The following is a 25,163-nucleotide window of genomic DNA, read 5'->3' as shown; positions in this document are numbered from 1 at the left end:
GTCCCCGGCTGGGAGGCGCTGCCCGCGCACTCGGCTCCGGCCCTCGACCTCCTGGCCGAGCAGCACGCTCAGGCCGGGGTCCGGCTGTTCATCTCATAGAAGGAAGGACCCCCGCATGGGAGCCAATCACGACGACCACCACCACGCCCCCGACGGCCGCGGCCGGGCGCTGCGCCTGGGCGTGGGCGGCCCGGTGGGCAGCGGCAAGACGGCCCTGGTGGCCGCCCTGTGCCGCACGCTGGGCCCGTCGTTGTCCCTGGGAGTGGTGACGAACGACATCTACACCACCGAGGACGCCGAGTTCCTGCGCCGCGCGGGCGTGCTCGACCAGGAGCGCATCCTGGCCGTCGAGACCGGCTGCTGCCCGCACACCGCCATCCGCGACGACATCGCCGCCAACCTCGACGCCGTGGAGACCCTGGAGCACCGCTTCGGCCCGCTCGACCTGGTGATCGTGGAGAGCGGCGGCGACAACCTGACCGCGACGTTCAGCCGGGGCCTGGCCGACCGCCAGATCTTCGTGCTGGACGTGTCCGGCGGCGACAAGGTGCCGCGCAAGGGCGGCCCCGGCGTCACGACGGCGGACCTGCTGGTCGTCAACAAGACCGACCTGGCCCCGATGGTGGGGGCCGACCTGGGCGTGATGGCCCGCGACGCGGCGGCCGTACGCGGCGAGCGCCCGGTCCTGTTCACCTCGATCCGCCAGGAGCCCACGGCGGACACGGTCGCCTCCTGGGTCTCCGAGCAGGTCCACGCCTGGTCCCACATGCACGCGGCCCCCGTCTCCTGATGCTCCGCGAAGCGGACGCCCCGGCCCCAGGACCGGCTCCGGGACCGGCACCTGCACCGGCTCCGGCACCGGCACCGGCACCGCCGGACGGGCGGCGGGCGATGCGGGCGAGCGCGGCCGTGGCCACCGCGCTCGCCGAGGACGGCCGTACCGTGCTGCGCCGCCTGGCCTCGGCGCCCCCGCTCACGCTGCGCCAGACGGGCCCGTGCACCGTCCACCTCGTCTCCACCGCGGCGGGCCCGCTCGGCGGCGACCGGCTGCGGCTCGACCTCGACGTCGCCCCGCGGACCACCCTGGAGCTGGGCTCGGTGGCCGCCACGCTGGTGCTGCCCGGCCAGGGCACATCCGAGCTGCTGGTCACCGCCCGGGTCGGGGCGGGCGGCACGCTCCGCTTCACGCCGGAGCCCACCGTCCTGGCCGCCGGGTGCGACCACCGCCTCCTGGTCCGGCTCACGCTGGAGGCGGACGCGAGCGTGCTGTGGCGCGAGGAGATCGTCTTCGGCCGCCACCGCGAGGCCCCGGGCCGCTGCCATGCCCGCTTCGACGCCACCCGCGACGGGCTGCCGCTGCTCAGGCAGGAGTTCACGGTCGGCGACCCCGACCTCGACGGCTCCCCCGCGGTCTACGGCTCGGCACGATGCGTCGGCACCACGTTCCTGACCGCCCCCGCCAAGGAGGCGGCGGTGGCCGAGGGCGTCGCGGTGCTGCCGCTGGCCGGTCCCGGCACGCTGGTGTCGGCCCTGGCCGACGACGCCGTACGGCTGCGCTCCCGCCTGGAGTGGGGCGAGCGGATCACCCTGGACGCACCGCGCGCTGGTGACGACACCGTCGCGTACGGTGGTGAGGCGGGTCGGCCCGGCATACAGTGACCGTGTGGCCGACGACCTCACGCCCACCCCCGCCCGCCCGCGGGTCCGCCGTGGTCATGCCCTGGCCGTCACCGCCGCCGGAGCCCTCCTCGTGTTCTGCTCGGTCCTGCCGTGGGCCGGGGTGGAGGCGACGAGCAGCCTCATCCCCGGCGCGGTGGCCGACGACGTGCGCGGCATCGACGACCCGTACGGCGTCTACACGCTGATGGCGGGGCTGGTGGTGCTGGGCTGCGGCCTGGCCGGCCTGCTGTCCGCCTTCCCCAGGCTCGCCGCGCTGGCCGCCGTGCCCGCCGGCGTGGCCATGGTGACGCTGCTGCGGTTCGTGACCGTCGGCGGCGGCGGGAGCCTGCGCGACCGGATCTCGTTCGACCTCGGCGGGCTGCTGTCGATCGAGCCGGTGCTCAGGTTCGGCTGGTTCGCCGCGCTGGGCTGCGCGCTGGCGGCCGTCGTGCTGTCGGCCCTGGCGCTGTTCCGGCGCGCCTGAGCGGCCGGCGGGCGCCGCGGGGCCGATCAGTCGAAGAAGCCGAGCCGCCGGAGCTGCTTGGGGTCGCGCTGCCAGTCTTTCGCCACGCTGATGCGCAGGTCGAGGTAGACGCGCGTGCCGAGCAGCGCCTCGATCTGCTTGCGGGCCTTGGTGCCCACCTCGCGCAGCCGCTCGCCCTTGTGCCCGATGACGATCGCCTTCTGCGACGGCCGTTCGACGAACATGTGCGCGTAGATGTCGAGCAGGTCGTCGCGGCCCTCGCGGGGCAGCATCTCGTCGACGACCACGGCGATCGAGTGGGGCAGCTCGTCGCGTACGCCCTCCAGCGCCGCCTCCCTGATCAGCTCGCCCACCAGCACCTGCTCGGGCTCGTCGGTGAGCCGGCCGCCCTCGTAGAGCGGCGGCGACTCCGGCAGGTGCTCGATCAGCACGTCGGCCAGCACGTCGAGCCGCTCGCCCGACTGCGCGGAGACCGGCACGATCGCGGCGAACTCCGCCACCTGCGAGACCGCCAGCAACTGCTCGGCGACCTGCTCCTTGGTCGCCAGGTCGCACTTGGTCACCACCGCGACGACCGGCGTCTTGCGCACCGCCGCGAGCTTGTCGGCGATGAACCGGTCGCCCTTGCCGATGGGCTCGTTGGCCGGCACGCAGAAGCCGAGCACGTCGACCTCGGTCAGCGTGGACAGCACCAGGCTGTCGAGCCGCTCGCCCAGCAGCGTGCGCGGGCGGTGCAGGCCGGGGGTGTCGACGATGATGAGCTGGGCGTCGGGACGGTGCACGATGCCCCTGATGACCCGCCTGGTCGTCTGCGGTTTGGACGAGGTGATCGCCACTTTCGTGCCGACCAGGGCGTTCATCAGTGTGGACTTGCCGACGTTCGGCCTTCCCACGAAACAGGCGAATCCGGCGCGATGGTTGTCTGGCGAAGTCACATGTGCATTGTGTCCCATCATCGAGCGTGTTCCCGCCACCACGCGTACGCCTGCGGCAGCACCTGGGGTGACCAGGCGGTCATGCTCAGCTCGGACGTCTCCCGCTCGAACACCCAGCGGAAGTCGTTGATCTCCACGCCGTCGGGCACGGGCAGGCCGGAACCCGGGGCGACGGCGCAGCCGTAGGCGGCGATGACGTAGGAGACCTGGTGCCCGTTGGGGTAGACGACGCGGAAGTCGGGCCCGCCGTACACGCCGAACAGCCCGCGCACCTCGATGTCGATGCCGAGCTCCTCGCGCAGTTCCCTGACCACGGCGTCCTCGGGCCGCTCGTCGGGGTCCACGCCGCCGCCGGGGGCCGCCCACAGCCCCACGTCGCCGTGCCGGGCCAGCAGCAGCCGGCCCTCGTCGTCGAACACGAACGCCGACACCGACGGCAGCACGAGCAGATCGCCGCCGACCTTCTCCCGGATCCTCGCCAGAAACGGCGACATCGGCATGCTCAGCCTCGCAGGGCGCCGTCGGGGCCGGCCACGAGGAGCTTGGCGACGCCGAGCTCGGCCGCCACGGCCTCGTCGGCGGGGCTCGGGTCGCCCTCGCTCACCAGCGCCACGGCCTCCAGGGACCGCGCTCCGCTGGAGACGGCCGTGGCCACCGCCACCTGCACGGCCGACAGGGTCAGCGCGGACAGGGCCACGTTCGTCGCGGAGTAGGTGCGGCCGGTCTCGTCGCGCACGGCCGCTCCCTCGGCGGAGCCGTTGCGCGCGCGGGCGGCGCGGGCCAGCGTGATGATCTTGCTGTCTTCAGGATTCACCCGACCAGACTAGGCGCTGACCATGGAGATCGCCGCCTCGACCACCTTCCTGGTACGGGCGGCGTCCACGTCGTTCATACCCGTGTGCACCACAGACACCAGGGTGTCCCCGACCCGCGACAGGACGACGTCCATCGCGTAGGGGTAGCCGTTCAGCCGCCCGTGCAGCCGCCCGGCCACGGCCTCGTCGCCGGTGTCGCGCAGCGGGAGCTCCTCCAGCCACAGGTCGGTGCCGCTGGAGGTGTGCACCTCGCGGCAGGCGCCCATCGCGCGGGCCAGGTGGTCGAGGTGGCTCTCGGCCTCGTCGTTGGCGTACCGGGCCAGGCCGACCCCGGCCTGTTCCCCGAGGCCGTCGCCCTGGTAGCTGACGGCGGCCTGCGCGGTCAGCGCCTGTCCGGGGGCGCGTCCGCCGGCCGGCTCCAGCACGGCCCGGCAGTTCTCGTCCGCCTGCCCGAACGGCATCCGCCACGCCTGTTCCGGCCTGGCCGTGAACCCGTCGGGCAGCGGTGGCTCCTTGGTGAGCGCGTCGCGCAACCGTGCCATGGCCTGCGCGTCGAGGTAGCTCTCGGCCCCCTGTCCGCCGCATCCCGCCAGGAGGCCCGTCACCAGCACGAACGTGATGACCCATGGTTTTCGTTTCATGATCCCCCCTCGGTCGCAGCCTCCCCGGCCGACGAATGCGGCAATCCACCGGAGTGTCCACCAACACGCAAAAAGGGTGCCCTCATCCGGTTTTTCGGACGAGAACACCCTTTACGCCGACCCGCGTCGCGACCGGCTCGCAGCCGTGACGCTGTCGTCCCCCCGGGAACGTCATCCTCAGGCCGCGAACCCCACCCGGCCTTCGGATGCCTCCCCTTGTGACACCCACCGCACTGGATGTCCTGAGAAGAGAGTGCCGGACGGGACTTGCAGAAGACTTGTAGAACGCTTGCGGCTTTCGACCGCATTTGCCCAGGACGGCTCAATCACGTTCGGCGACGAACGGCTCGACCTCGCCCTCGGGAGGCGTCACCCGCCGCACCACCACCGTGCTGATGCGGTTGCGCCGCCCCGCCAGGGTCTCGGCCGTCAGCGACAACCCGGCCACCTCCGCCTGCGAACCGGCGATCGGCACCCGGCCCAGCGCGTGGGCCAGCAGCCCGCCCACCGTCTCGACGTCGTCCACCTCGATCTCCGCGTCGAACAGCTCGCCCAGCTCGTCCACCGGCATCCGGGCCGTCACCCGCATCCCGCCGTCGGGCATGGGCTCCACGCGCGGCGCCTCCTGGTCGTACTCGTCGGTGATCTCCCCGACGATCTCCTCCAGGACGTCCTCGATCGTGACCAGGCCGGCGGTGCCGCCGTACTCGTCGATGACGATGGCGATGTGGATCTGCCGCGCCTGCATCTCCCGCATGAGCTGGTCGATGGGCTTGCTCTCCGGGACGTACGCGGCCGAGCGCATGATCGACTCGACCGTCTCCTTGCCCCCGCCCTCACCCACCTCGTGGATCTTGCGGGCGATGTCCTTGAGATAGGCGATGCCGACGACGTCGTCCTCGTTCTCCCCCACGACCGGGATGCGGGAGAAACCGCTGCGCAACGCCAGCGACAGGGCCTGACTGATCGTCTTGCCCCGCTCGATGTAGACCATGTCGGTACGCGGCACCATCACCTCGCGCACCAGCGTGTCACCCAGCTCGAACACCGAGTGGATCATCTCGCGCTCGTCGGGCTCGATCACCCGGCGCTCCTCGGCGAGGTCCACCAGGTCACGCAGCTCGGCCTCGGAGGTGAACGGGCCGTCGCGGAAGCCCTTGCCGGGCGTCAGCGCGTTGCCGAGGAGGATGAGCAGCTTGGGCAGCGGGCCGAAGATGCGGGTCAGGCCGTACACGATGGGGGCGCTGGCCAGCGCCACCGGCTCGGCGTGCTGCCGGCCCAGCGTACGGGGCATCACCCCGACCACCACGTAGCTGATCAGGATCATCACGACCGCGGCCCAGACGTAGGCCCAGCCCTGGTCGTGCATGAGATCGATGAACAGCAGCGTCGCGATCACCGTGGCGACCAGCTCGCAGCTCAGCCGCAGCAGCAGGAGCAGGTTGAGATAGCGGGGCGGGTCGGTCACGATCGCCTGCAGCCGCACCGACCCCCGCCTGCCTTCGCGGGTGTACTCCTCGGCGCGCACCCGGGAAATGCGCGTCAGTGCCGTTTCCGCACTGGCGATCAGGCCACCTATCGCCACGAGGGCGATGGCCGACAACAACCAGGCGTTCACCGCGGGTTGCGCACCTCCTGCCACGACTCGAGGAGCCGGGACTGCAGTCCGAACATCTCCTTGTGCTCCTCCGGCTCGGCGTGATCGTAGCCGAGCAGGTGCAGGATTCCGTGGGTGCACAGCAGCTCGAGCTCGTCGGCCGTGCTGTGCCCGGCCTCCTCCGCCTGCCTGGCCGCGACCTGCGGGCAGAGCACGACGTCGCCGAGCAGCGCCGGGTCGGCGGGCCCGTCGGAGTCGCCGCGCGCACCGCCGCCGGGGCGCAGCTCGTCCATCGGGAAGGCCAGCACGTCGGTCGGACCCGGCTCGCCCATCCACTTCTCGTGCAGCTCGGCCATGGCGTCCTCGTCGACCACCACGATGGACAACTCGGCGAGCGGGTTGATGCCCAGCTCGCCGAGCACGTGAGCGGCCAGGGCGGCGACGCTCTCCTCGTCGACGCCCACGCCGGACTCGTTGTTGATCTCGATGCTCATGGGCGACGCTTCCCCCGGTGCTGGATGGACTTCGGCTCCTGCGCCGCCTGCTGCGTGGCGTCGTAGCGGCCGTAGGCGTCGACGATCTCGCTGACCAGCTTGTGGCGTACGACGTCGGAGCTGGTCAGGCGGGAGAAGTGGATGTCGGGGATGCCTTCGAGGATCTCCTGCACCACCCTCAGCCCGCTGACCGTGCCGGCCGGCAGGTCGACCTGCGTGACGTCGCCGGTCACCACGATCTTGGAGTTGAAGCCGAGCCGGGTGAGGAACATCTTCATCTGCTCGGCCGAGGAGTTCTGGGCCTCGTCGAGGATGATGAAGGCGTCGTTGAGCGTACGGCCGCGCATGTAGGCCAGCGGCGCGACCTCGATCGTGCCCGCCGCCATGAGCTTGGGGATCGAGTCGGGGTCGACCATGTCGTGCAGCGCGTCGTAGAGGGGGCGGAGGTAGGGGTCGATCTTCTCGTAGAGCGTGCCGGGCAGGAAGCCGAGCCGCTCGCCGGCCTCGACCGCCGGGCGGGTCAGGATGATCCGGTTGACCCGCTTCTCCTGCAGCGCGCGCACGGCCTTGGCCATCGCGAGGTACGTCTTGCCGGTGCCCGCCGGCCCGATGCCGAAGACGACCGTGTGCTTGTCGATCGCGTCGACGTAGCGCTTCTGGTTGACGGTCTTCGGCCGGATCGTCCGGCCCCGCGAGGACAGGATGTCGAGCGAGAGCACCTCGGCGGGGCGGTCGGAGGTCATGCGCAACATCGCGATGCTGCGCTCGACCGCGTCGGGGGTGAGCTCGCCGCCGCTGCGCAGGACCTCGACGAGCTCCTCGAACAGCCGCACCACGGTGCCGCTCTCGTCGGGGCTGCCGGTGACGGTGATCTCGTTGCCGCGCACGTGGATGTCGGCCCTGAAGGCACCCTCGATGACGCGTAGCAGCTCGTCTCGGGAGCCCAGGAGGCTGACCATCGGGTATTCGTCCGGTATCAGCACCTTCGCTTGGGTCTTCGAGGGCGGTGCTGTACGTCGGGATTCGTGTAGTTCAGACATGGGCAGGCCAGCGGCCTGATGCCTCCCGGTCTCTTTCGGAGTTCTTCTCCGCCCATCGTATCCGGGAGCAGCCCGATTGCTCTCGCCAATATCCCCCGCGTCGGGCCTAGCCGGGAGGCCAGGTCAGCGCGCGCCCGCCGAGGACGTGCGCGTGCACGTGGAAGACGGTCTGACCGGCGCCCGCGCCGGTGTTGAAGACGATCCGGTAACCGCCCTCGGTGACCCCCTCGCGCACGGCCACCTCGTGGGCGGCCTTCAGCACCTCGTCGGCGAGACCGTCGTCGGCGCGGGCGAGCGCCGCCGCGTCGGCGTGGTGCGCCTTGGGGACGACCAGCACGTGCGTGGGCGCCTGTGGGTTGACGTCACGGAACGCCAGGGCCCGGCCGGTTTCATAAACGATCTCGGCGGGAATCTCCTTGGCGACGATTTTGCAGAAGAGACAATCGCTCACCCGATCACCCTACAGACCCGCTGCCGTAGGCAAGTCCGTTGCGAATCGGTAATCCCCTGTGTCGTGCGCAGGAAGATCCACACGGTTAGGGTGAGTGTGCGACACTTCAGGGAAAAACACGATTCAGGGTCGGGCGAGCGCCACCTGGCGAGGACACGACTGGGTAATGCACCCTAACGAACCGGGGAAACCTCCAGAACCGGAAGAGCGTAAACCCTCTGGGAAGGCCGCGCGTCCCACTGATGTGACCACCGAAACCCTTCTGGCCGACAGGTCGATGGGGGCGGTGCCGGTCGGGTGGGATGCCGACATGGCCGTGACGGCGCTGTACAGCGCGCACTTCCGGTCATTGGTGCGTCTCGCCGTGTTGCTGGTGCGCGACATCGCAACAGCCGAGGAAGTCGTGCAGGATGCGTTCGTCGCCATCCATGGTGCCTGGCGTAGGCTGCGCGACCCCGACAAAGCACTCGCCTACCTGCGTCAGTCTGTCGTCAACAGATCCCGGTCAGTGCTGCGTCACCGCGCGGTAGTCGAGAAGTACGCCCCCAAGGGCCTGCCGGACGCCCCGAGCGCCGAGAACGGCGCGATCGGCGAGCTGGAACGCTCCGCCGTCATCGAGGCGTTACGCGCCCTGCCGACCCGACAGAGAGAAGCCCTGGTTCTACGCTACTACGGTGACTTGTCCGAAGCTGAGATCGCCCACGCCATGGGCATCAGCAAGGGCGCGGTCAAGAGCCACACCGCACGAGGCATGGCCGCATTGCGATCGGTCCTGGAGAAGATGTCATGACCCAGCCCCCCGACGAGCACGGCGACCTGCTGCGTCGTGCGCTCCGCGCGGAGGCGGACGCGGTCGTGCCCTCGCCGGAAGGACTGGAGATCATCCGCGCCCGCATCTCGCGGCGCGGCGTTCGCAACCTGTTCTGGTGGCGGGTGGGCGCGGCAGCCGCCAGCGCCGTCCTGGTGGCGGGTGCGATCGTGATGGCCGTGCCCGAGCTGCGTTCCCAGATCATCGACCGGGAGCCGGTCCAGTACCAGCGCAACGAGTCCACCGAGGTCCCGTCCAACTCGTCCACGAGCCGTTCCCACCAGCAGCCGTCGAAGGACCCGGCCCCCGAGCAGTCGCAGCCGGTCGTCGTGGTCCCCGACACCTCGGCCCCGCCGTCGCCCAAGACGTCGCCGAAGTCCGATTCGACCAGCAGGCCGTCGCCGTCGCCCACACCCACCCCGGCCGACTGTCCCACGTCCGTCACCGAGCAGACCACGCCGCCCGACGACTGCCCCACGCTCTCCCCGACGCCGACGCCCACGCCGACCGTGGAGGAGACGGCGGGGCAGCCCTCGGTGTGCCCGCCCGAGGAGTGCCCGCCGCCCGACGAGATGACGGAGACCCCCACGGAAGCGGCCAGCCCGCCGCTGCTGGACGACTCCCAGACGACGCCCTAGCGGCTCACCAGCGTCCCGTACGGCTGAGCAGCACGGCCGCCGCCGCCACCCCGGCGGTGGAGGTGCGCAGGACCGTCGGCCCGAGCAGCGTGGGAGCCGCCCCGGCGGCGCCGAAGGCGGCCAGCTCCTCCTCCGAGACGCCCCCTTCCGGCCCCACGACCAGCACGATGTCGCCCCCGGCGGGCAGCGGCACGCCGGACAGCGGCTCGGCCGCCTCCTCGTGCAGCACCAGCGCCCGCGCGGCTCCCGCCAGCAGACGTTCGACCTGCCTGGTGGAGGCGAGGTCCGCCACCTCGGGCAGATGGAAGCGGCGGGCCTGCTTGCCCGCCTCGCGGGCGGTGGAACGCCACCGGCCCAGCGCCTTGGCGACCTTGTCGCCCTTCCACTGCGTGATGCTGCGGGCCGCGGCCCAGGGGACGATCACGTCCACGCCGGCCTCGGTCATCATCTCGACCGCCAGCTCGCCCCGGTCGCCCTTGGGCAGCCCCTGGACGACGACGATCCGGGGCGTGGGGCGTTCGACGTCGTAGCGGCGCAGCACGTCGAGCCGGAGCGCGTCCTTCAGCGCCTCACGGACGACGCACTCGGCGACCGCGCCCGCGCCGTCGGTCAGATCGACCCGCTCACCGGCCCGCAGGCGGCGTACGGAGGCCGCGTGCCGTCCTTCGGGCCCGCCGAGCGTCAGCTCGGGCCCGTCGAGGTGCTCGGTCTCGGCGAGGAAGACCGGAGCGGTCACCGGCCGTTGAAGGCGTCGCGCAGCCTGGAGAAGAAACCCTGCTGCCCCGGCGCGAACTTGCCGGGGGGACGCTCCTCGCCCCGCTGCTTGGCCAGCTCGCGCAGCAGGTCCTCCTGCGCGGTGTCGAGGCGGCTCGGGGTCTCGACGTTGACGTGGATCAGCAGGTCGCCCCTGCCGGACTCGTTGAGCCGCTGCACGCCGCGGCCGTACATGGTGATGACCTGGCCGGACTGGGTGCCGGGGCGGACGTCCACCTCTTCCGTGCCATCGAGGGTCTCCACGGCGAGGATGGTGCCGAGCGCGGCGGCCGTCATCGGGAGCTGGACGGTGCAGTGGAGGTCGTCACCGCGCCGTTCGAAGATCTCGTGGTTGCGCTCGACGATCTCCAGGAAGAGGTCTCCGGGCGGGCCGCCGCCGGGACCCACCTCGCCCTCCCCTGCGAGCTGGATGTGGGTGCCGTCCTCGACGCCCGCGGGGATGCGGACCTTGATGGTGCGGCGGGTGCGCACCCGGCCGTCGCCGGAGCACTCCTGGCAGGGGTGGCGGATGATCGTGCCGAAGCCGCCGCACTGCGGGCACGGGCGCGAGGTCATGACCTGGCCCAGGAAGGAACGGGTGACCTGGGAGATCTCGCCCCGGCCGTTGCACATGTCACAGGTGTCGGGGTGGGTGCCCGGCGCGGTGCCGGCGCCGGCGCACACCTCGCAGACCACGGCCGTGTCGACGACCAGCTCGCGGGTGGTGCCGAAGGCCGTCTCGCGCAGGTCGAGCTCCACCCGGATGGTGGCGTTGCGGCCCCGGCGGGCGCGCGAGCGCGGCCCCCTGGCGCCGGTCGCGCTGCCGAAGAAGGCGTCCATGATGTCGCTGAACGGGAAGCCCGCGCCGAAGCCGCCGGCCCCCGCGCCCGCTCCGGCGCCGCCGAAGGGGTCGCCGCCCAGGTCGTACATCTGGCGCTTGTTGGGGTCGGACAGCACCTCGTAGGCCTGCGTGATCTCCTTGAACCGCTCTTGGGTCTCAGGATCGGGGTTCACGTCGGGGTGCAGCTCACGGGCGAGACGGCGGTACGCCTTCTTGATCTCGTCCTGACTCGCGTCACGGCGCACCCCGAGGGTGGCGTAGTAGTCGCTGTTTGCCACTTATCGACCTCTTATGATGCAGCCAGGATCTGGCTGACGTAGCGTGCCACCGCGCGTACGGCGCCCATTGTCACGGGATAGTCCATCCTGGTCGGGCCCAGCACGCCGAGCCGAGCCAGTTGGTTGTCGCCTGAACCGTATCCGGTCGCGACGACGGATGTCCCCCGCAGGTAGGGGTTTTCCGAGCCGATGCGCACGGTGAGCGCGGACGGGGTGTCTGTGGAGGTCTCGCCGAGCAACCGCATGAGAACGACCTGCTCCTCCAGCGCCTCCAGCACGTCGCGCAGCCCCACGGAGAAGTCGGCGCCCGCGAGGTTGGCCGCGCCCGCGAACACGATCTTCTCGTCGTGCCGCTCGACCAGTGTCTCCAGCAGCACCGACAGGATCGTGGCCGCGGTCGGCCGGTCTTCGGGAGCCAGCCGCTCGGGCAGGTCGGCGACCAGTTCGGGGACCGTGCTCAGGCCGCAGCCGTCGAGGCAGGCGTTGAGCACGGCGCGCAGGTGGGCGACCCGGGATTCCTCCACCACCTCGGGCAGCTCCACCACGCGCTGCTCGACCCGGCCGGTGTTGGTGATCAGCACGAGCATGACCCGCCGGTCGCTCAGCGGGACGAGTTCGACGTGCCGGACGGTGGAGCGGGTCAGCGTCGGGTACTGCACGACCGCCACCTGCCGGGTGAGCTGCGCGAGCAGCCGGACCGTGCGGGTGACGACGTCGTCGAGGTCGACCGCTCCGGCGAGGAAGGTCTCGATCGCTCTGCGCTCGGCCCCCGACAGCGGCTTGACCTGGGAGAGCCGGTCGACGAACAGGCGATAGCCCTTGTCTGTCGGCACGCGGCCCGCGCTGGTGTGCGGCTGGGTGATGTAGCCATCCTCCTCCAGCGCGGCCATGTCGTTCCTGACCGTCGCGGGGGAGACCTTCAGGTTGTGGCGCTCGGCGAGCGCTTTGGAGCCCACCGGTTCGTTGGTGGACACGTAGTCTTCGACAATGGCGCGGAGCACCGCAAGCTTTCTCTCATCGAGCACGTGCTCACCTCCTGCCTCTGTCAATATCAGGAACGTGGTGTCTAGCACTCTGTGTTCCCGAGTGCCAAGTGTACGGCTCTCGCCCACAAGGTGCGATAACACCGAGTGCCCCATCCTGCCGCCGGTCTCTCGAGCGCGGCCGGTGACACACTTGCCCGGCTGACCGGCGATTCATCCGATCCCCCGTCCGCGCGGGGTCCTCACCACGGTCAACGTCAACCTCCCGGCCCGTTCCACCACCTCAGTACGGACAATACGGCCGTTTAGCCCAATTTCCACCACGAATCAACTTCAAAGACGTAAAGCCCGGATTGTGGTGGATCTCCGTGACCTGCACGGTCGCCGTCCCGGTCTCTCACCTTGCGGTCAGCGGGTGATTTGCTACGGTCCCCGTGTGTACGAGGGCGATGTACTGGCGGGAAATTGGCGGCGGCCGGGCAAGGGCAAGATCCCGAAAGTGGCCGCCGAACTGGACCTCGTCGTGGAGGACGCCGACAGCGGCTTCTGCGGCGCGGTGGTGGCCTGTGACAAGGAGGCCGTCACCCTGGAAGACCGGTTCGGCAAGCGCCGCCTGTTCCCGCTCGCGCCCGCCGCCTTCCTGCTGGACGGCAAGCCCGTGACCCTGGAACGCCCCGCGGCGGCCCCGGCCGGGCCCAGACGCAGCGCGTCGGGCTCGATCGCCGTGGAGGGGCTGCGGGCCAGGGTGGCCAGGCAGAGCCGGATCTACGTGGAGGGCGTCCACGACGCCGCCCTCGTGGAGCGGATCTGGGGCCATGACCTGCGGGTCGAAGGGGTCGTCGTCGAGTACCTCGAGGGCGTCGACCACCTGCCCGCCATCGTGGCGGAGTTCGGCCCCGAACCGGGCCGCCGCCTGGGCGTGCTGGTCGACCACCTGGTGCCCGGGTCCAAGGAGAGCCGGATCGCCGACGAGATCACCTCGCCGGACGTGCTCGTGGTGGGGCATCCGTACGTCGACATCTGGCAGGCGGTCAAGCCGTCGGTGCTGCGCATCCCCGCCTGGCCCGACGTCCCGCGCGGGGTGCCGTGGAAGGAAGGCGTCATCGCCGCGCTCGGCTGGCGCATGGAGCCGGCGGAGGCGTGGCGGCGGATTCTCGGGGCCGTCTCGACGTACACGGACCTGGAGCCGGAGCTGCTCGGCCGGGTCGAAGAACTGATCGACTTCGTAACGGAGGCGCCATGAGCCAGGATCCGCCCCATCAGCCGGCCGATGATGACGCCACACGCAGAGTGACCGCGGAGGATCTCGCGTCGTCCGCCGGCTCCGGCCCGCAGCAACCGGAGCCCGGCGGGCCCGGCTACGGCCACCAGCCCGGCTCGTCGCCCGGCTACGGCCCCCAGGGCCCTTCCTACGGCCAGGCCGGGGGCTACGGCCAGTCAGGGGGTTACGGGCAGCAGATTCCGTACGGCCAGCAACCCGGTTCCGCGCCGAACTTCGACCGGCAGCCGCCCCCCGGTTATGCCCCGCCCGGCGGCTACGGCCCGCCCGGGGGTCAGGGCCGGCCCGGTTACCCGCCGCCCGGCGGCTACGCCCCGCCGCCCGGCCACGCCCAGGGCCAGGGGCCGGGCCAGCCGTACGTCCCCGGCCGCTTCGGCCCCCGTCCCGGCACCGACGACACCTCGATGGCGATGATGTCGCACCTGCTGGGCCTGCTCGTCTCCTGGGTCGGCCCGCTGATCATCTACCTGATGAAGAAGGACGAGTCCCCCTACGTCAGGGACCAGGCGGCGGAGGCGCTCAACTTCCAGATCACGATGTTCATCGGCTACCTGATCTCCGGCATCCTGGTGGTCGTCTTCGTCGGCGTCGTGCTGATGCCGATCATCTGGATCCTGTCGCTGATCTTCCACATCCAGGCGGCGATGGCGACCAACAAGGGCGAGCCGTACCGCTACCCGATGTCCATCCGGATGATCACCTAGGACTACACCAGGAGGTCGCGGACGAGCGCGTCGGCCAGCAGCCGCCCCTGGAGGGTCAGCACCAGCCGCCCCGCCCTGAACGCGCCGGGCTCCAGCAGCCCGCGGGCCAGGGCGCCGGCCACCGCCGTGCGCGCGGCCGGCGCCACCTCCGCCAGCGGGTAGCCGGTGATCAGCCGCAGCTCCAGCATCAGCCGCTCGGCGTCGCGGTCGTCCGGGCCGAGCACCTCGCGCGCGTGGGCGGGCGAGGCTCCGGCGGCCAGCCGCTGGGCGTAGGCGGCGGGGTGCTTGACGTTCCACCAGCGGGTGCCGCCGACGTGGCTGTGTGCGCCGGGGCCGGCCGCCCACCAGTCGCCGCCGGTCCAGTAGAGCAGGTTGTGCCGGCAGCGGGCCGCGTCGGAGAGGGCCCAGTTGGACACCTCGTACCAGTGGAAGCCGGCCCCGCTCAGCAGTTCGTCGGCGATGAGGTAGCGGTCGGCGGCCACGTCGTCGTCGGGCATGGGCAGTTCGCCGCGCCGGATCCGGGCCGCCAGCCTGGTGCCCTCCTCGACGATCAGCGAGTACGCCGACACGTGGTCGGGCCCGGCCTCGATCGCCGCGCCCAGCGAGGCCCGCCAGTCGTCGTCGCTCTCCCCCGGCGTGCTGTAGATCAGGTCGAGGTTGACGTGCTCGAACCCGGCCCGCCTGGCCTCCCGCACGGCCGCCGCCGCCCGGCCGGGGGTGTGCCGCCGGTCGAGCACTCTCAGCACGTGCTCGCTGGCGCTCTGCATGCCGAAGCTGATCCGGTTGAAGCCGCCGTGGCGCAGTTTCTCCAGGTAGGACGGGTCAACGGACTCGGGGTTGGCTTCCGTGGTGACCTCGGCCCCTGGTTCGAGGCCGAACTCCGAGTCGATCGCGGCCAGGATCCTGGCGAGGTCCTCGGGCGGCAGCAGCGTGGGCGTGCCGCCGCCGAAGAACACCGTCCGCACCGGCAGGCTCGCCTCGCCCAGGACGCGGCGCGCCAGGCGCACCTCCTCGATCACCGTGTCGGCGTAGTCTCGATGGGAGGCGCCGGGCCCCAGCTCGGCGGCGGTGTAGGTGTTGAAGTCGCAGTAGCCGCAGCGGGTCACGCAGAACGGCACGTGCACGTAGAAGCCGAACGGGCGCTCGCCGAGGCCGCTCAGGGCGCTGTCGGGCAGCTCGCCCGAGGTGGGCACGGGATCGCCGTCAGGCAGGGTGGATGGCACGCCTTCCAGTCTGCCCGGCTCCCGAGGGTGCCCGATCCGGCCGCGAACACCGTGAGGTCCACTGATGTCACACCGGCAAAGGGGAAACCACGATGACAGGCATCGGTATCGTCGGGGCGGGAATCTCCGGGCTCGTCCTCGCGCTGCGGCTGCAGCAGCTCGGCGTCGGGGCGACGCTCTACAGCGAGCACGATCCCGACGGCCTGCGCGGGGGGCGGCTGCCGAACACGGTCGGGCGGGCGGGCCACACCCAGGCGCGGGAGCGGGAGCTGGGCTCCGAGCACTTCCGGGACCCCGGCGCGATCATGCCCAGCGCCTCATTGTCGATCAAGGGGGATCCGCCGCTGGAGTTCACGGGGAGTTTCGGCGAGCCGTTCCACGCGGTGGACTTCCGGCTGCTCGTCCCGGCGCTCATGGACGACTTCGCCGGTCGCGGCGGGGAGATCGTGGTGACCGGCACGCCGCCGGACGCGGCGCGGATCGACCGCTGGTCGCGGCGGCACGAGCTGATGGTGGTCACCGCGGGACGGCGGTCGGTGGCCGAGCTGTTCCCGCGCGACCCCGGGCGCTGCCCGTACGACCGGCCGCAGCGCCTGCTGGCGGCGGGCCTGTACCGCGGGCTGGACGGCATGGGCCGGACCTTCTCCTTCAACATCTCCGGCGGCGTCGGCGAGATCTTCCGCGCCCCGTTCGTGACGCGTGAGGGGGTGGCCTCCGCCCTCATCCTGGAGGCGGTCCCCGGCGGCCCGCTGGAGCCGGTCACCCGGATGCCCTGGGACGAGGTGCCCGCCGCGCTGCTGGCGCTGTTCCGCGAGCACACGCCGCGGCTGGCCGAGGCGGTGGACGCGGCGGCGTTCGAGCTGCTGGGCCCGGACGACCTGCTGCAGGGCGCGATCACGCCCACGGTGCGGCGCCCGGTGGCGGAACTGCCGAGCGGGCGGATCGCGCTGGCCGTCGGCGACGCCTGGATCGTCAACGACCCGATCACCGGCCAGGGCGCGAACCTGGGCTCGGCGTGCGCCTGGATCGCGGCCGACGCCATCGCCGCGGGCGGACCGTACGACGCCGCCTTCGGCCGGGCCACGGCGGAGCGCATGTGGGAGGTGGGCGGCCCGGTCACGAACTGGACGAACGCGTTCCTGCAGCCTCCGGCCGAGCATGTCATGCGGCTGATGGCAGCGGCCACGACCAGGCAGGACATCGCCGACGTCATGGCCGGGCTGTTCTCCGACCCCCGGTCCGCGTGGGCGCTGCTGTCGAGCCCGGAGGCGGTCGCGCGAATCGTTGACGGGGGTGAGGAGCGCCTCTACGATCGCGTCTAACTTATAGGAAAGTTTCCTATATAAGTGCGCAGTTCCGGGAGCCGCTCCATGAAGAAGATCCTGCTCGCGCTGTCGCTCTTACTCGGCCTCACGGCGATCGCCGTGCCCGCCGAGGCCCGCGCCGGTTTCCACCGCGTGGCGTACTTCATCCAGTGGGGCGTCTACGGGCGGGACTACCACGTCAAGGACGTGGACGTCACCGGCGCCGCGGCCAAGCTCACGCACCTGAACTACGCGTTCGGGTTCGTCAACGCCGAAGGCGGCTGCTACTCGGCCGACCCGTGGGCCGACTGGCAGCGGCCGGTCCCGGCCGAGCAGAGCGTGGACGGCGTCGCGGACGCTCCCGGGCAGGCGCTCAACGGCAACCTCAACCAGCTCCGCAAGCTCAAGGCCAAGCACCCCGGACTCAAGGTGATGATCTCGCTGGGCGGCTGGACCGGCTCCGCGTACTTCTCCGACGCCGTCCTCACCCCGGAGTCCCGCGCCGCGCTGGCACGCTCGTGCGTCGACCTGTGGCTGCGCGGCGACCTGCCGGGCCTCGAACCGGGTGCGGGCGCGGGCGTGTTCGACGGGATCGACCTCGACTGGGAGTGGCCGGGCTCGGCCGGGGCCGAGGGCAACGTGATCAGGCCCGCGGACAGGCGGAACTTCACGCTGTTCGCCACCGAGTTGCGCGCGCAACTGCGCGCCTTCTCCCCCGCCGCGCAGCTCACCGCCTTCCTCCCGGCCGCCGCCGCCAAGATCGACGCCGGGTTCGAGGTACGCGACGTCTTCCGGCAGCTCGACTTCGCCACCGTGCAGGGGTACGACCTGCACGGCACCTGGGAGCCGCGGACCGGCCACAACGGCAACCTGCTCACCGATCGCCGGGACCCGAACCCGGTGCGCTACAGCGTGGACCAGACCGTGCGCGACTACCTCGCGCGCGGCGCGCCCGCCCGCAAGCTCGTGATCGGCGTGCCCGCGTACGGGCAGGGCTGGACGGGCGTGACCGGTGGCGGCGACGGCCTCTACCAGCCCGCCACCGGCCCCGCGCCCGGCAGGTGGGCGCCGGGCAGCGAGGACTACAAGGATCTGGTCGCCAAGCCGGGCAAGCGCCACCGCGACCTGCGCACCGGGGCCATGTGGCTCTACGACGGGAACGAGTTCTGGTCGTACGACGATCCGGCGGTGCTGGTGCAGAAGGCGGCCTACATCCGGCTCAAGGGGCTCGGCGGGTCGATGATGTGGTCCATCGACCAGGACGACGACCGCGCCTCCCTCACCTCGGCCCTCTACTCGATCCTCCGCTGACATCCCGGGGCCCGGTGGGGTGCACCGGGCCTGATCCGGCCCCGGGCCGAGTTCGCCGGGCCCGGAAGGTCTCGACCGGACCCGGCGCAGCCTCATCGAGGCCCGGCCGACCTGACCGAACCCGGCCCCGCCTCGGCCGAGTGCACCGAGGCCGGACAGCTCGCACGGAGCTCAGCCGGTGGTGGGGCCGGGCGCCAGGACGCGCTCGGCCATCTCGTCCCATCTGGCGGCGTGTCCCGGCACGGCGAGGATCCGGCGCAGCGCGTCCGGGTCGCCGTGCCGGGCCCGGAACCAGTCGGCCATGCTCACGCCCACCTCGGGCCGCGAGACGACCTCCACGTCGTCCCCCGGACCCAGCTCGCCGGTCTCGACCACCCGCAGGTACGCCCCCGTCCGCCCCTCCCGCGTGAACCGCTTGACCCAGCCGGGCTCGTCCATCCAGTTGCGGAACACCACGCACGGGGTCCGGGGCTTGGTCACCTCCAGCAGGGCGCTGCCCACCCGCCACCGCTCGCCGACGAGGGCGCGGCTGAGGTCGATGCCCGAGGTGGTCAGGTTCTCGCCGAACTGCCCGTCGCGCAGCGGGCGGCCCAGCTCACCGGCCCACCAGTCGTAGTCTTCCCTGGCGTAGGAGTAGACGGCCTGGTCGGAGGAGCCGTGGTGCTCGCTGTCGGCCCGCTCGTCGCCGGCCAGGCCGTTGGCCAGCACCGCGACCCGGTGCGCGACCGCGCGCTTGTCGATCGCCGTACGCCCGAGGCCGCCCGCCCAGGCGGCGTCGACCGACCGGCCCACGTTCACCGAAAGAATGCGCATACCCAGCACGTTAACCCGGACGTCTTCCCCCAGGCGAGCCGGCCGGGCTCAGGCAGTCACCTACGCCCGTCGCGTGCGCCCTGCTGGTTGAGCTGGGACTCCTCGTCGAAGCCCGCGAGCTGTAACAACGACTCCAGCGCCGCCTGCCGGGTCTCCTCGACCGAGCCCCCGTGCTCGCCGAAGCACTCGGCCGCCACGTCGAGCAGCGCCGCGACGACGGCCGCGTCGGGATACGGCACGTCCACGAGGACCGTGCCGTCGGCGCCCTCCTCCTCCCTGTCGAGATGGAGCCGCAGCAGCCGCCGGGTCTCCTCCGCCACCGCGACCCCCAGCACCGCGGCACGCTCGAATCGCTCAGAAGCAATCACGCTACCCTCCAGTCGCACAGGTGTTCGGTTATAGAACGTAGACGGCGGCACCGACAGAATCCCTTACGCAGCCGGGGATTCCGCGGAGGGATTCGGCCCCGGCGGGCGATGCGCGTTCGTTGCCGAAGGTGGCTACGCTCGAACGGTGTACGACTCGATCATCGGCGTGACCGCCCTCACCGTGGACCTCGGCGGCAATCCCGTGCTGCGCGACCTGGACCTGACCGTGGAGCCAGGAGAGATCGTGGCCGTCGTCGGTCCGAACGGATCGGGCAAGTCCACCTTGCTGCGCTGCCTGGCCGGCCTGCAGCCCGTCACCTCCGGCGAGGTACGGGTGTTCGGCCGGCCCCCGGCCGACGACGCCGGGTTCTGGAGCCGGGTGGCGCTGCTGGGCGACGAACCGGCCTGGTACCCGGGTCTCACGGCGCGCGAGCACCTGGAGCTGATGGGAGCCGTGCACGGACGGGCCCGGATGCCGGTGGAGGCGGCGCTGGAGACGTTCGCGCTGGTGGAGCGGGCCGACGCACCACCGCTGAACCTCTCGACGGGCCAGCGCCAGCGGCTGTGCCTGGCCTCGGCGCTGCTGCGTCCGAGCACGCTGCTGCTCCTCGACGAGCCCGAACGCGGTCTCGACGAGAACTTCCGCAACCGCCTCACCGGCCTGCTCGGCGAGTACGCCGACGAGGGCGGCACCGTCGTCATGGCCACCCATGACCAGGGCCTGGCCGCCGTGGGCCGCCGGTTCGTCCCGACGGGAGTGAGCGCGTGAGCGCCCAGGCGAGCGGCGTGCGGGCGGTGCGGGCGTACCTGAGCTCGCGTGGCCGCGCCCGTACCGGCGTGGTGGACCGCTACACGTCCGCGTTCGGCCTGCTGATGTTCGTCGCCGTGGCGGGCCGGCCCGTGACCGAGATGTTCGCGGGCCTGGCGGGGCCGGTCGATCCGGCGCGTTCGGGCGCGGGGATGGCGCTGCTCGCGCTCGGCCTGGCCGCCTTCCTGGCCGCGGCCCGCGCGGCGGGGCCGGTGCTGCTGCCCTCCTCCGACGCGTCCTGGCTGCTGCTCTCGCCGCTGAACCGGCGGCAGGTGCTCGCCCGTTCCGCCCGCCTGCTGGCACTGGTCGCGCTGGCGGCCGGCGTGCTGCTCGGCGTGATGCTGGTGGCCGTGCTGGGCGCGCCGGACGAGCTCGTCTGGCGGGTGCTGGGCGCGCTGGTCGCGGGCGTGTCGGCGACCGTGGGCGGGATGGCGCTGGCCGTACTCGGACAGGCGTCCCAGACGTGGCAGGTGTGGTTGACCTGCGCCATCGGCGTGCTGCTCGCGCTGGCCCTGGTGGCGGTGACGGGACAGCTCCGTACGGTGGCGGCCATCGCGGCGGGCGCGCCCCTGCCGGCGCTCACCGCCGCCATGTCCGGCGCCGCGCTGTTCTCCGGACTGCTCGTACGGCAGGCGTGGACCGCCCTCGACCGGATCCCCACCCGTAAGCTCCTGGCCTCCTCGACCCGGGCCGGTCACGTGGCGAGCGCGGCCACGATGCTCGACCCGGGCGTGCTCACCTGGATCGCCGAGGACAACCACTGGCGGGCCAGGAAGCTCACCTCAAGGCGCTGGCCGTCGCTGCCGGGGCCGTTCGCGCTGGCCTGGCACGACTGGCGGCGGCTGGCCCGCAGGCGCGGACGGCTGGCGGCGATGGCCGGGACGGCGGCGCTGCCCGCGGTGCTGGCCCAGGCCGGAGGTCCTCCGGCGGCCCTCGGGGCAGCCGTGCTGGCGGGCGCGCTGGCCGTGGCCTCCCTGAGCACCTCCGGCGCGCGCCGGGACGCCGACAACCCGGCCCTGGCCAGGCTCGCCGGCGTGGGCCCGCGCCAGGCGCTGGCGGCCCGCGCGGTGCTGCCCGGACTGCTGGCCGGCGCGTGGGCGGCCCTGGCGCTGACCGGCCTGGCCCTGACCTCCGGCCCGCTCACCGCCGAAACGGCCACGGCCCTCGACGGCACCGGGGTCTGGTGGTTGTTCGGGCCCCTGGCCGCACCGGCACTGGCGGCGGCGGCCCTGCGGATGGCCAGGCGCGACCCGGTCGACCACTCCATGCCGGTGCTGGACACGCCGTCGGGTCCCGTCCCCACCGGGCCGCTGTTCTGGGCGGCCACCGGGCCCGACCTGGCCCTGCTCGGCTGCCTGCCCACCGCCGTGGCGCTGGTCCTCCAGCCGGCCGCACCGGCTCCGTTCCTGGTGGCGCAGGGGGTGCTGAGCGTGGTGGTGCTGGCGGGGTACCTGTGGCGGGCCCGCACGGGCGGCAGGGCGAGATGAGCTGAGCCGGACGTGACGCGAGGGGTCAGGCGACGTACAGGTCGCTCGGCACCCCGCCGTACGGGATGGTGCGGTCCTTGCGCATCCCGGCCCGCTCGGCGACCCGGTGTGAGGGCAGGTTGACGTCCCTGATCACCGCCACCACGGTGCCGAGCCGCTTGCCGACCCGCAGCGCGGCCCTGGCGAGCTCGACCGCGTACCCGTGCCCCCAGGCCGACGGCCGGAAGCGGTAGTACAGGTTGAGCACCTGGGCCCCGTCCACCACCGCGTGGCGCAGGCCGCCGAAGCCGAGGACGCGCGGATCTGCCGGCAGCCGGGCGGCCCAGTAGCCGAGGCCCCGCTCGTCCCAGTCGGCCAGCCACAGGTCGAGCATGGCCCGGCTGGCCTCCAGGTCGGTGACGGGGCCGCCGGGATGGTACACACTCGTACGCGGATCGGAATGGATCTCGTGGACGGCATCCAGGTCCTCGGGCATCACCCGGGAGAGCACCAATCGTGCCGTCCGCACAACTTCCATGCTTTCAGGGTATTCAGCCGCCTCCGCGCCCTGAAAGCGGCTACTTCTTGGTCTTGTCGCCGCTCGAATCGGTGGACAGCGCGGCGACGAAGGCCTCCTGGGGCACCTCGACCCGGCCGACCATCTTCATCCGCTTCTTGCCTTCCTTCTGCTTCTCCAGCAGCTTGCGCTTACGCGAGATGTCACCGCCGTAGCACTTGGCCAGCACGTCCTTGCGGATGGCGCGGATGTTCTCGCGGGCGATGACCCTGGCGCCGATGGCGGCCTGGATCGGCACCTCGAACTGCTGCCTGGGGATCAGCTCGCGCAGCTTCTTCGCCATGTCTACGCCGTAGCCGTAGGCCTTGTCCTTGTGCACGATGGCGCTGAAGGCGTCGACGGCCTCACCCTGCAGCAGGATGTCGACCTTGACCAGCTCGGACTCCTGCTCGCCGGCGGGCTCGTAGTCGAGCGAGGCGTAACCGCGGGTGCGCGACTTGAGCTGGTCGAAGAAGTCGAAGATGATCTCACCGAGCGGCAGCGTGTAGCGGATCTCGACGCGGTCTTCCGACAGGTAGTCCATGCCGAGGAGCTGGCCGCGCCGCCCCTGGCAGATCTCCATGATCGCGCCGATGAACTCCGACGGCGCCAGGATCGTGGACTTGGTGACCGGCTCGAAGACCTGCGCGATCTTGCCGCCGGTGGGGAACTCGGACGGGTTGGTGACCGTCAGCTCCTTTTCGTCCTCCATGACCACGCGGTAGACGACGTTGGGCGCGGTGGAGATCAGCGACAGGCCGAACTCGCGCTCCAGCCGCTCGCGCACGATCTCCATGTGCAGCAGCCCGAGGAAGCCGACCCGGAAGCCGAACCCGAGCGCCGCCGACGTCTCCGGCTCGTAGACCAGCGCGGCGTCGTTGAGCTGCAGCTTGTCGAGCGCCTCGCGCAGCTCGGGGTACTCGTCGCCGTCGATGGGGTACAGGCCGGAGAACACCATCGGCTTGGGGTGCTCGTAGCCGGCCAGCATCTCCTTGGCGGGCTTGACGGACGAGGTGACGGTGTCGCCGACCCTCGACTGGCGCACGTCCTTCACGCCGGTGATGAGGTAGCCCACCTCGCCCACGCCGAGCCCGAGGTCGGCGGGCTTGGGCTCCGGCGAGATGACGCCGATCTCCAGCGTCTCGTGGGTGGCGGCGGTGGACATCATGAGGATGCGCTCGCGCTTGCTCAGATGGCCGTCGATGACCCGGACGTAGGTCACCACGCCGCGGTAGGTGTCGTAGACGGAGTCGAAGATCAGCGCCCTGGCCGCCGCGTCGGCGACGCCGACCGGGGCGGGCACCGTGGCCACCACGTGGTCGAGCAGCTCGCGCACGCCCTCGCCGGTCTTGCCGGACACCTTGAGCACGTCGGACGGATCGCAGCCGATCAGCCCCGCCAGCTCCTCGGCGAACTTCTCCGGCTGCGCCGCCGGCAGGTCGATCTTGTTGAGGACGGGGATGATGTGCAGGTCGGCGTTCATCGCCAGGTAGAGGTTGGCCAGGGTCTGCGCCTCGATGCCCTGCGCCGCGTCGACGAGCAGGACCGCGCCCTCGCACGCCTGCAGCGACCGGGAGACCTCGTAGGTGAAGTCGACGTGCCCGGGGGTGTCGATCATGTTGAGCACGTGACCGTCCCACGGGAGCCGGACGGCCTGCGACTTGATCGTGATGCCGCGCTCGCGCTCGATGTCCATCCTGTCGAGGTACTGCGCGCGCATCGCACGTTCCTCGACCACGCCGGTGATCTGCAGCATCCGGTCGGCAAGGGTCGACTTGCCATGGTCGATGTGTGCGATGATGCAGAAGTTTCGGATCACCGCGGGGTCGGTCTGGCCAGGCTGAGTGCGCACCGAAGTCCGTTTCAACAGGGTTGAGGTCAAGCAGTCTTCCATGGTGACATGCCCGGGTGATTGCCCGAACCGTCATCCGCCGCGGCCTGCGCCTGGTCGCGCTTGCCTTGGCCGTCGTGGTCGCGCTGGGTGGCATCCTCGCCGCCGCGCTCCGTATCCAGTTTACCGGTGCCCCGGCTGCCTGGGCGAAGAGCACCGGCAACGACGCTCTGTGGCTGGGCCACGCGTGGGTGGACGGCCGCCGTTCCGAGCGGGACGTGGAGCGGCTCGCGGTCCGGCTGCGCGCGACCGGCGTCAAGGACGTGTACGTCCACTCCGGCCCGTTCGAGTGGGACGGGCGCCTTGATCCCGCCAAATACCCCAGCGCCGGAAATTTCATTAAATGGATGCGCACGCACCTCCCCGGCATCCGCGTCTCCGCCTGGCTCGGCCAGACCGTCAAGAACGGCCTCGACCTCGACGACGCCCGCTCCCGCGAGAACGTCCTGGCCGGCGTCGCCGCGATCATGAAGCAGGGATACGACGGCATCCACTACAACTTCGAGCCGATCGGCGACGACGACACCGAGTTCCTCGACCTCCTGGAGCGGACGCGGCGGCACACGAAGCTGCTGTCCGCCTCCACGCCCCAGATCGCGCCGTACCCGGGCATGCGCCTGACCGCCAGGGCGGTCCTGGGCCACGACAAGTACTGGTCGCAGGGGTACTTCCGGCAGGTCGTGGCCCGCGTGGACCAGGTGGCGATCATGACGTACGACTCGTTCACCCCGCTCCAGTCCCTCTACGGCGGATACGTGACCCGCCAGGCCGGTCTCGCCCTCGACCTGGTCCCGGAGTCCAAGGCCCTGTACATCGGCGCTCCCGCCTACCATGACCACGGCATAGCATGGGCCGATCACGCCGAGAGCGTGGCGATGGCCGCCGAGGGCGCCAGGCTGGCGCTGTCGGAGCACGGACCGCGCGAACTGTACGGTCTTGCCCTCTATGTGGACTTCGCCGCCACGGAAGAGGATTGGCATGAGTACATGACTCGCTGGCGTTGATTTGAGCAGCCGCCTGAGT

Annotated in this window: 28 protein-coding genes; 12 read left to right on the top strand and 16 right to left on the bottom strand. The window is 71.5% G+C overall.

Annotation, left to right across the window (positions count from 1 at the left end):
- The first annotated feature begins 115 nt into the window (after positions 1 to 115).
- The 3 genes from ureG (at position 116) to FAF44_RS14610 (ending at position 2,143) form a co-directional block, all read left to right on the top strand.
- Positions 116 to 790: an urease accessory protein UreG gene (ureG, locus tag FAF44_RS14620; protein ID WP_237103680.1), complete on the top strand. Its 675-nt coding sequence runs from the start codon at positions 116 to 118 to the stop codon at positions 788 to 790.
- Between the two features lie 101 nt (positions 791 to 891).
- Positions 892 to 1,659: an urease accessory protein UreD gene (locus FAF44_RS14615; protein ID WP_237103679.1), complete on the top strand. Its 768-nt coding sequence runs from the start codon at positions 892 to 894 to the stop codon at positions 1,657 to 1,659.
- Positions 1,660 to 1,663: 4 nt separating this feature from the next.
- Entirely contained in the window at positions 1,664 to 2,143 is a 480-nt protein-coding gene (locus tag FAF44_RS14610) for a hypothetical protein (RefSeq protein WP_237103678.1), read from the top strand.
- Positions 2,144 to 2,169: 26 nt separating this feature from the next.
- Here FAF44_RS14610 and era read toward each other — a convergent pair whose 3' ends face one another.
- The 8 genes from era to FAF44_RS14570 form a co-directional block, all read right to left on the bottom strand.
- Positions 2,170 to 3,099 (bottom strand): GTPase Era, encoded by a 930-nt coding sequence (era, locus tag FAF44_RS14605; protein WP_237103677.1) that lies wholly within the window; start codon positions 3,097 to 3,099, stop codon positions 2,170 to 2,172.
- The gene (locus FAF44_RS14600) at positions 3,096 to 3,572 is read right to left on the bottom strand and encodes an NUDIX domain-containing protein (protein ID WP_237103676.1); all 477 of its coding nucleotides are present in this window, start codon (positions 3,570 to 3,572) and stop codon (positions 3,096 to 3,098) included. The genes era and FAF44_RS14600 overlap by 4 nt, the downstream gene beginning before the upstream one ends.
- An 8-nt stretch (positions 3,573 to 3,580) precedes the next feature.
- Entirely contained in the window at positions 3,581 to 3,892 is a 312-nt protein-coding gene (locus FAF44_RS14595; protein WP_237103675.1) for a cytidine deaminase, read from the bottom strand.
- Positions 3,893 to 3,901: 9 nt separating this feature from the next.
- Positions 3,902 to 4,534, bottom strand: a complete 633-nt coding sequence (locus FAF44_RS14590; RefSeq protein ID WP_237103674.1) for a hypothetical protein — start codon at positions 4,532 to 4,534, stop codon at positions 3,902 to 3,904.
- 322 nt (positions 4,535 to 4,856) lie between these two features.
- On the bottom strand, positions 4,857 to 6,152 hold the full coding sequence (locus tag FAF44_RS14585) for a hemolysin family protein (RefSeq protein WP_237103673.1): 1,296 nt from the start codon (positions 6,150 to 6,152) through the stop codon (positions 4,857 to 4,859).
- On the bottom strand, positions 6,149 to 6,625 hold the full coding sequence (ybeY, locus tag FAF44_RS14580) for an rRNA maturation RNase YbeY (RefSeq protein WP_237103672.1): 477 nt from the start codon (positions 6,623 to 6,625) through the stop codon (positions 6,149 to 6,151). The genes FAF44_RS14585 and ybeY overlap by 4 nt, the downstream gene beginning before the upstream one ends.
- Complete coding sequence (locus FAF44_RS14575; protein ID WP_237103671.1) at positions 6,622 to 7,665, bottom strand: PhoH family protein; 1,044 nt, start codon at positions 7,663 to 7,665, stop codon at positions 6,622 to 6,624. Before FAF44_RS14575 ends, ybeY begins: the two co-directional genes overlap by 4 nt.
- A gap of 106 nt (positions 7,666 to 7,771) precedes the next feature.
- On the bottom strand, positions 7,772 to 8,116 hold the full coding sequence (locus tag FAF44_RS14570; RefSeq protein WP_237103670.1) for a histidine triad nucleotide-binding protein: 345 nt from the start codon (positions 8,114 to 8,116) through the stop codon (positions 7,772 to 7,774).
- A 277-nt stretch (positions 8,117 to 8,393) separates the two neighbouring features.
- On the opposite strand from FAF44_RS14570, the gene FAF44_RS14565 reads away from it, so the two are divergent.
- Together FAF44_RS14565 and FAF44_RS14560 are read left to right on the top strand one after the other, a co-directional pair.
- Positions 8,394 to 8,906 (top strand): SigE family RNA polymerase sigma factor, encoded by a 513-nt coding sequence (locus tag FAF44_RS14565; protein ID WP_080047132.1) that lies wholly within the window; start codon positions 8,394 to 8,396, stop codon positions 8,904 to 8,906.
- Positions 8,903 to 9,562, top strand: coding sequence for a hypothetical protein (locus tag FAF44_RS14560; RefSeq protein ID WP_237103669.1), 660 nt, complete (start codon positions 8,903 to 8,905; stop codon positions 9,560 to 9,562). Before FAF44_RS14565 ends, FAF44_RS14560 begins: the two co-directional genes overlap by 4 nt.
- A gap of 4 nt (positions 9,563 to 9,566) precedes the next feature.
- Here FAF44_RS14560 and FAF44_RS14555 read toward each other — a convergent pair whose 3' ends face one another.
- The 3 genes from FAF44_RS14555 to hrcA are packed head-to-tail and all read right to left on the bottom strand — an operon-like array spanning position 9,567 to position 12,459.
- A complete protein-coding gene (locus FAF44_RS14555) occupies positions 9,567 to 10,298 on the bottom strand; it encodes a 16S rRNA (uracil(1498)-N(3))-methyltransferase (protein WP_237103668.1) in 732 nt (243 codons plus the stop codon).
- Positions 10,295 to 11,434, bottom strand: a complete 1,140-nt coding sequence (dnaJ, locus tag FAF44_RS14550) for a molecular chaperone DnaJ (RefSeq protein WP_237103667.1) — start codon at positions 11,432 to 11,434, stop codon at positions 10,295 to 10,297. The genes FAF44_RS14555 and dnaJ overlap by 4 nt, the downstream gene beginning before the upstream one ends.
- Positions 11,435 to 11,445: 11 nt before the next feature.
- Positions 11,446 to 12,459 carry a heat-inducible transcriptional repressor HrcA gene (gene hrcA / locus FAF44_RS14545; protein ID WP_237103666.1) on the bottom strand — a complete coding sequence of 338 codons (1,014 nt, stop codon included), beginning with the start codon at positions 12,457 to 12,459 and terminating at the stop codon, positions 11,446 to 11,448.
- Between the two features lie 394 nt (positions 12,460 to 12,853).
- Between hrcA and FAF44_RS14540 the strand changes: the two genes are divergently transcribed.
- Positions 12,854 to 13,660, top strand: a complete 807-nt coding sequence (locus FAF44_RS14540; protein WP_237103665.1) for a DUF3097 domain-containing protein — start codon at positions 12,854 to 12,856, stop codon at positions 13,658 to 13,660.
- A gap of 47 nt (positions 13,661 to 13,707) precedes the next feature.
- A complete protein-coding gene (locus FAF44_RS55770) occupies positions 13,708 to 14,400 on the top strand; it encodes a DUF4870 domain-containing protein (protein ID WP_237103664.1) in 693 nt (230 codons plus the stop codon).
- Between the two features lie 2 nt (positions 14,401 to 14,402).
- Here the strand turns inward: FAF44_RS55770 and hemW are convergent, their stop codons facing one another.
- Positions 14,403 to 15,623 (bottom strand): radical SAM family heme chaperone HemW, encoded by a 1,221-nt coding sequence (gene hemW, locus FAF44_RS14530; protein WP_237103663.1) that lies wholly within the window; start codon positions 15,621 to 15,623, stop codon positions 14,403 to 14,405.
- A gap of 92 nt (positions 15,624 to 15,715) precedes the next feature.
- On the opposite strand from hemW, the gene FAF44_RS14525 reads away from it, so the two are divergent.
- Both FAF44_RS14525 and FAF44_RS14520 read left to right on the top strand, forming a co-directional pair.
- Positions 15,716 to 16,945, top strand: a complete 1,230-nt coding sequence (locus FAF44_RS14525) for a styrene monooxygenase/indole monooxygenase family protein (protein ID WP_237103662.1) — start codon at positions 15,716 to 15,718, stop codon at positions 16,943 to 16,945.
- A 48-nt stretch (positions 16,946 to 16,993) separates the two neighbouring features.
- Entirely contained in the window at positions 16,994 to 18,238 is a 1,245-nt protein-coding gene (locus FAF44_RS14520; RefSeq protein ID WP_237103661.1) for a glycoside hydrolase family 18 protein, read from the top strand.
- A 171-nt stretch (positions 18,239 to 18,409) separates the two neighbouring features.
- Here the strand turns inward: FAF44_RS14520 and FAF44_RS14515 are convergent, their stop codons facing one another.
- Positions 18,410 to 19,051 carry an MOSC domain-containing protein gene (locus FAF44_RS14515; protein ID WP_237103660.1) on the bottom strand — a complete coding sequence of 214 codons (642 nt, stop codon included), beginning with the start codon at positions 19,049 to 19,051 and terminating at the stop codon, positions 18,410 to 18,412.
- 56 nt (positions 19,052 to 19,107) lie between these two features.
- Entirely contained in the window at positions 19,108 to 19,419 is a 312-nt protein-coding gene (locus FAF44_RS14510) for a hypothetical protein (protein WP_237103659.1), read from the bottom strand.
- Between the two features lie 145 nt (positions 19,420 to 19,564).
- Between FAF44_RS14510 and ccmA the strand changes: the two genes are divergently transcribed.
- Both ccmA and FAF44_RS14500 read left to right on the top strand, forming a co-directional pair.
- On the top strand, positions 19,565 to 20,188 hold the full coding sequence (ccmA, locus tag FAF44_RS14505) for a heme ABC exporter ATP-binding protein CcmA (RefSeq protein ID WP_237103658.1): 624 nt from the start codon (positions 19,565 to 19,567) through the stop codon (positions 20,186 to 20,188).
- A complete protein-coding gene (locus FAF44_RS14500) occupies positions 20,185 to 21,714 on the top strand; it encodes a DUF6297 family protein (protein ID WP_237103657.1) in 1,530 nt (509 codons plus the stop codon). Before ccmA ends, FAF44_RS14500 begins: the two co-directional genes overlap by 4 nt.
- A gap of 25 nt (positions 21,715 to 21,739) precedes the next feature.
- On the opposite strand, the gene FAF44_RS14495 is transcribed toward FAF44_RS14500, so the two are convergent.
- Together FAF44_RS14495 and lepA are read right to left on the bottom strand one after the other, a co-directional pair.
- Positions 21,740 to 22,231, bottom strand: coding sequence for a GNAT family N-acetyltransferase (locus tag FAF44_RS14495; protein WP_237103656.1), 492 nt, complete (start codon positions 22,229 to 22,231; stop codon positions 21,740 to 21,742).
- 40 nt (positions 22,232 to 22,271) lie between these two features.
- Positions 22,272 to 24,143 carry a translation elongation factor 4 gene (gene lepA / locus FAF44_RS14490; RefSeq protein WP_237103655.1) on the bottom strand — a complete coding sequence of 624 codons (1,872 nt, stop codon included), beginning with the start codon at positions 24,141 to 24,143 and terminating at the stop codon, positions 22,272 to 22,274.
- Between the two features lie 14 nt (positions 24,144 to 24,157).
- Here lepA and FAF44_RS14485 point away from each other — a divergent pair, with 14 nt between their 5' ends.
- Positions 24,158 to 25,144, top strand: a complete 987-nt coding sequence (locus FAF44_RS14485; RefSeq protein ID WP_237103654.1) for a glycosyl hydrolase family 18 protein — start codon at positions 24,158 to 24,160, stop codon at positions 25,142 to 25,144.
- Positions 25,145 to 25,163: the final 19 nt, after the last annotated feature.

The sequence above is a fragment of the Nonomuraea sp. MG754425 genome, from assembly GCF_021699195.1.
Taxonomy (GTDB): domain Bacteria; phylum Actinomycetota; class Actinomycetes; order Streptosporangiales; family Streptosporangiaceae; genus Nonomuraea.
This window is presented reverse-complemented; position numbering and strand designations above follow the sequence as displayed.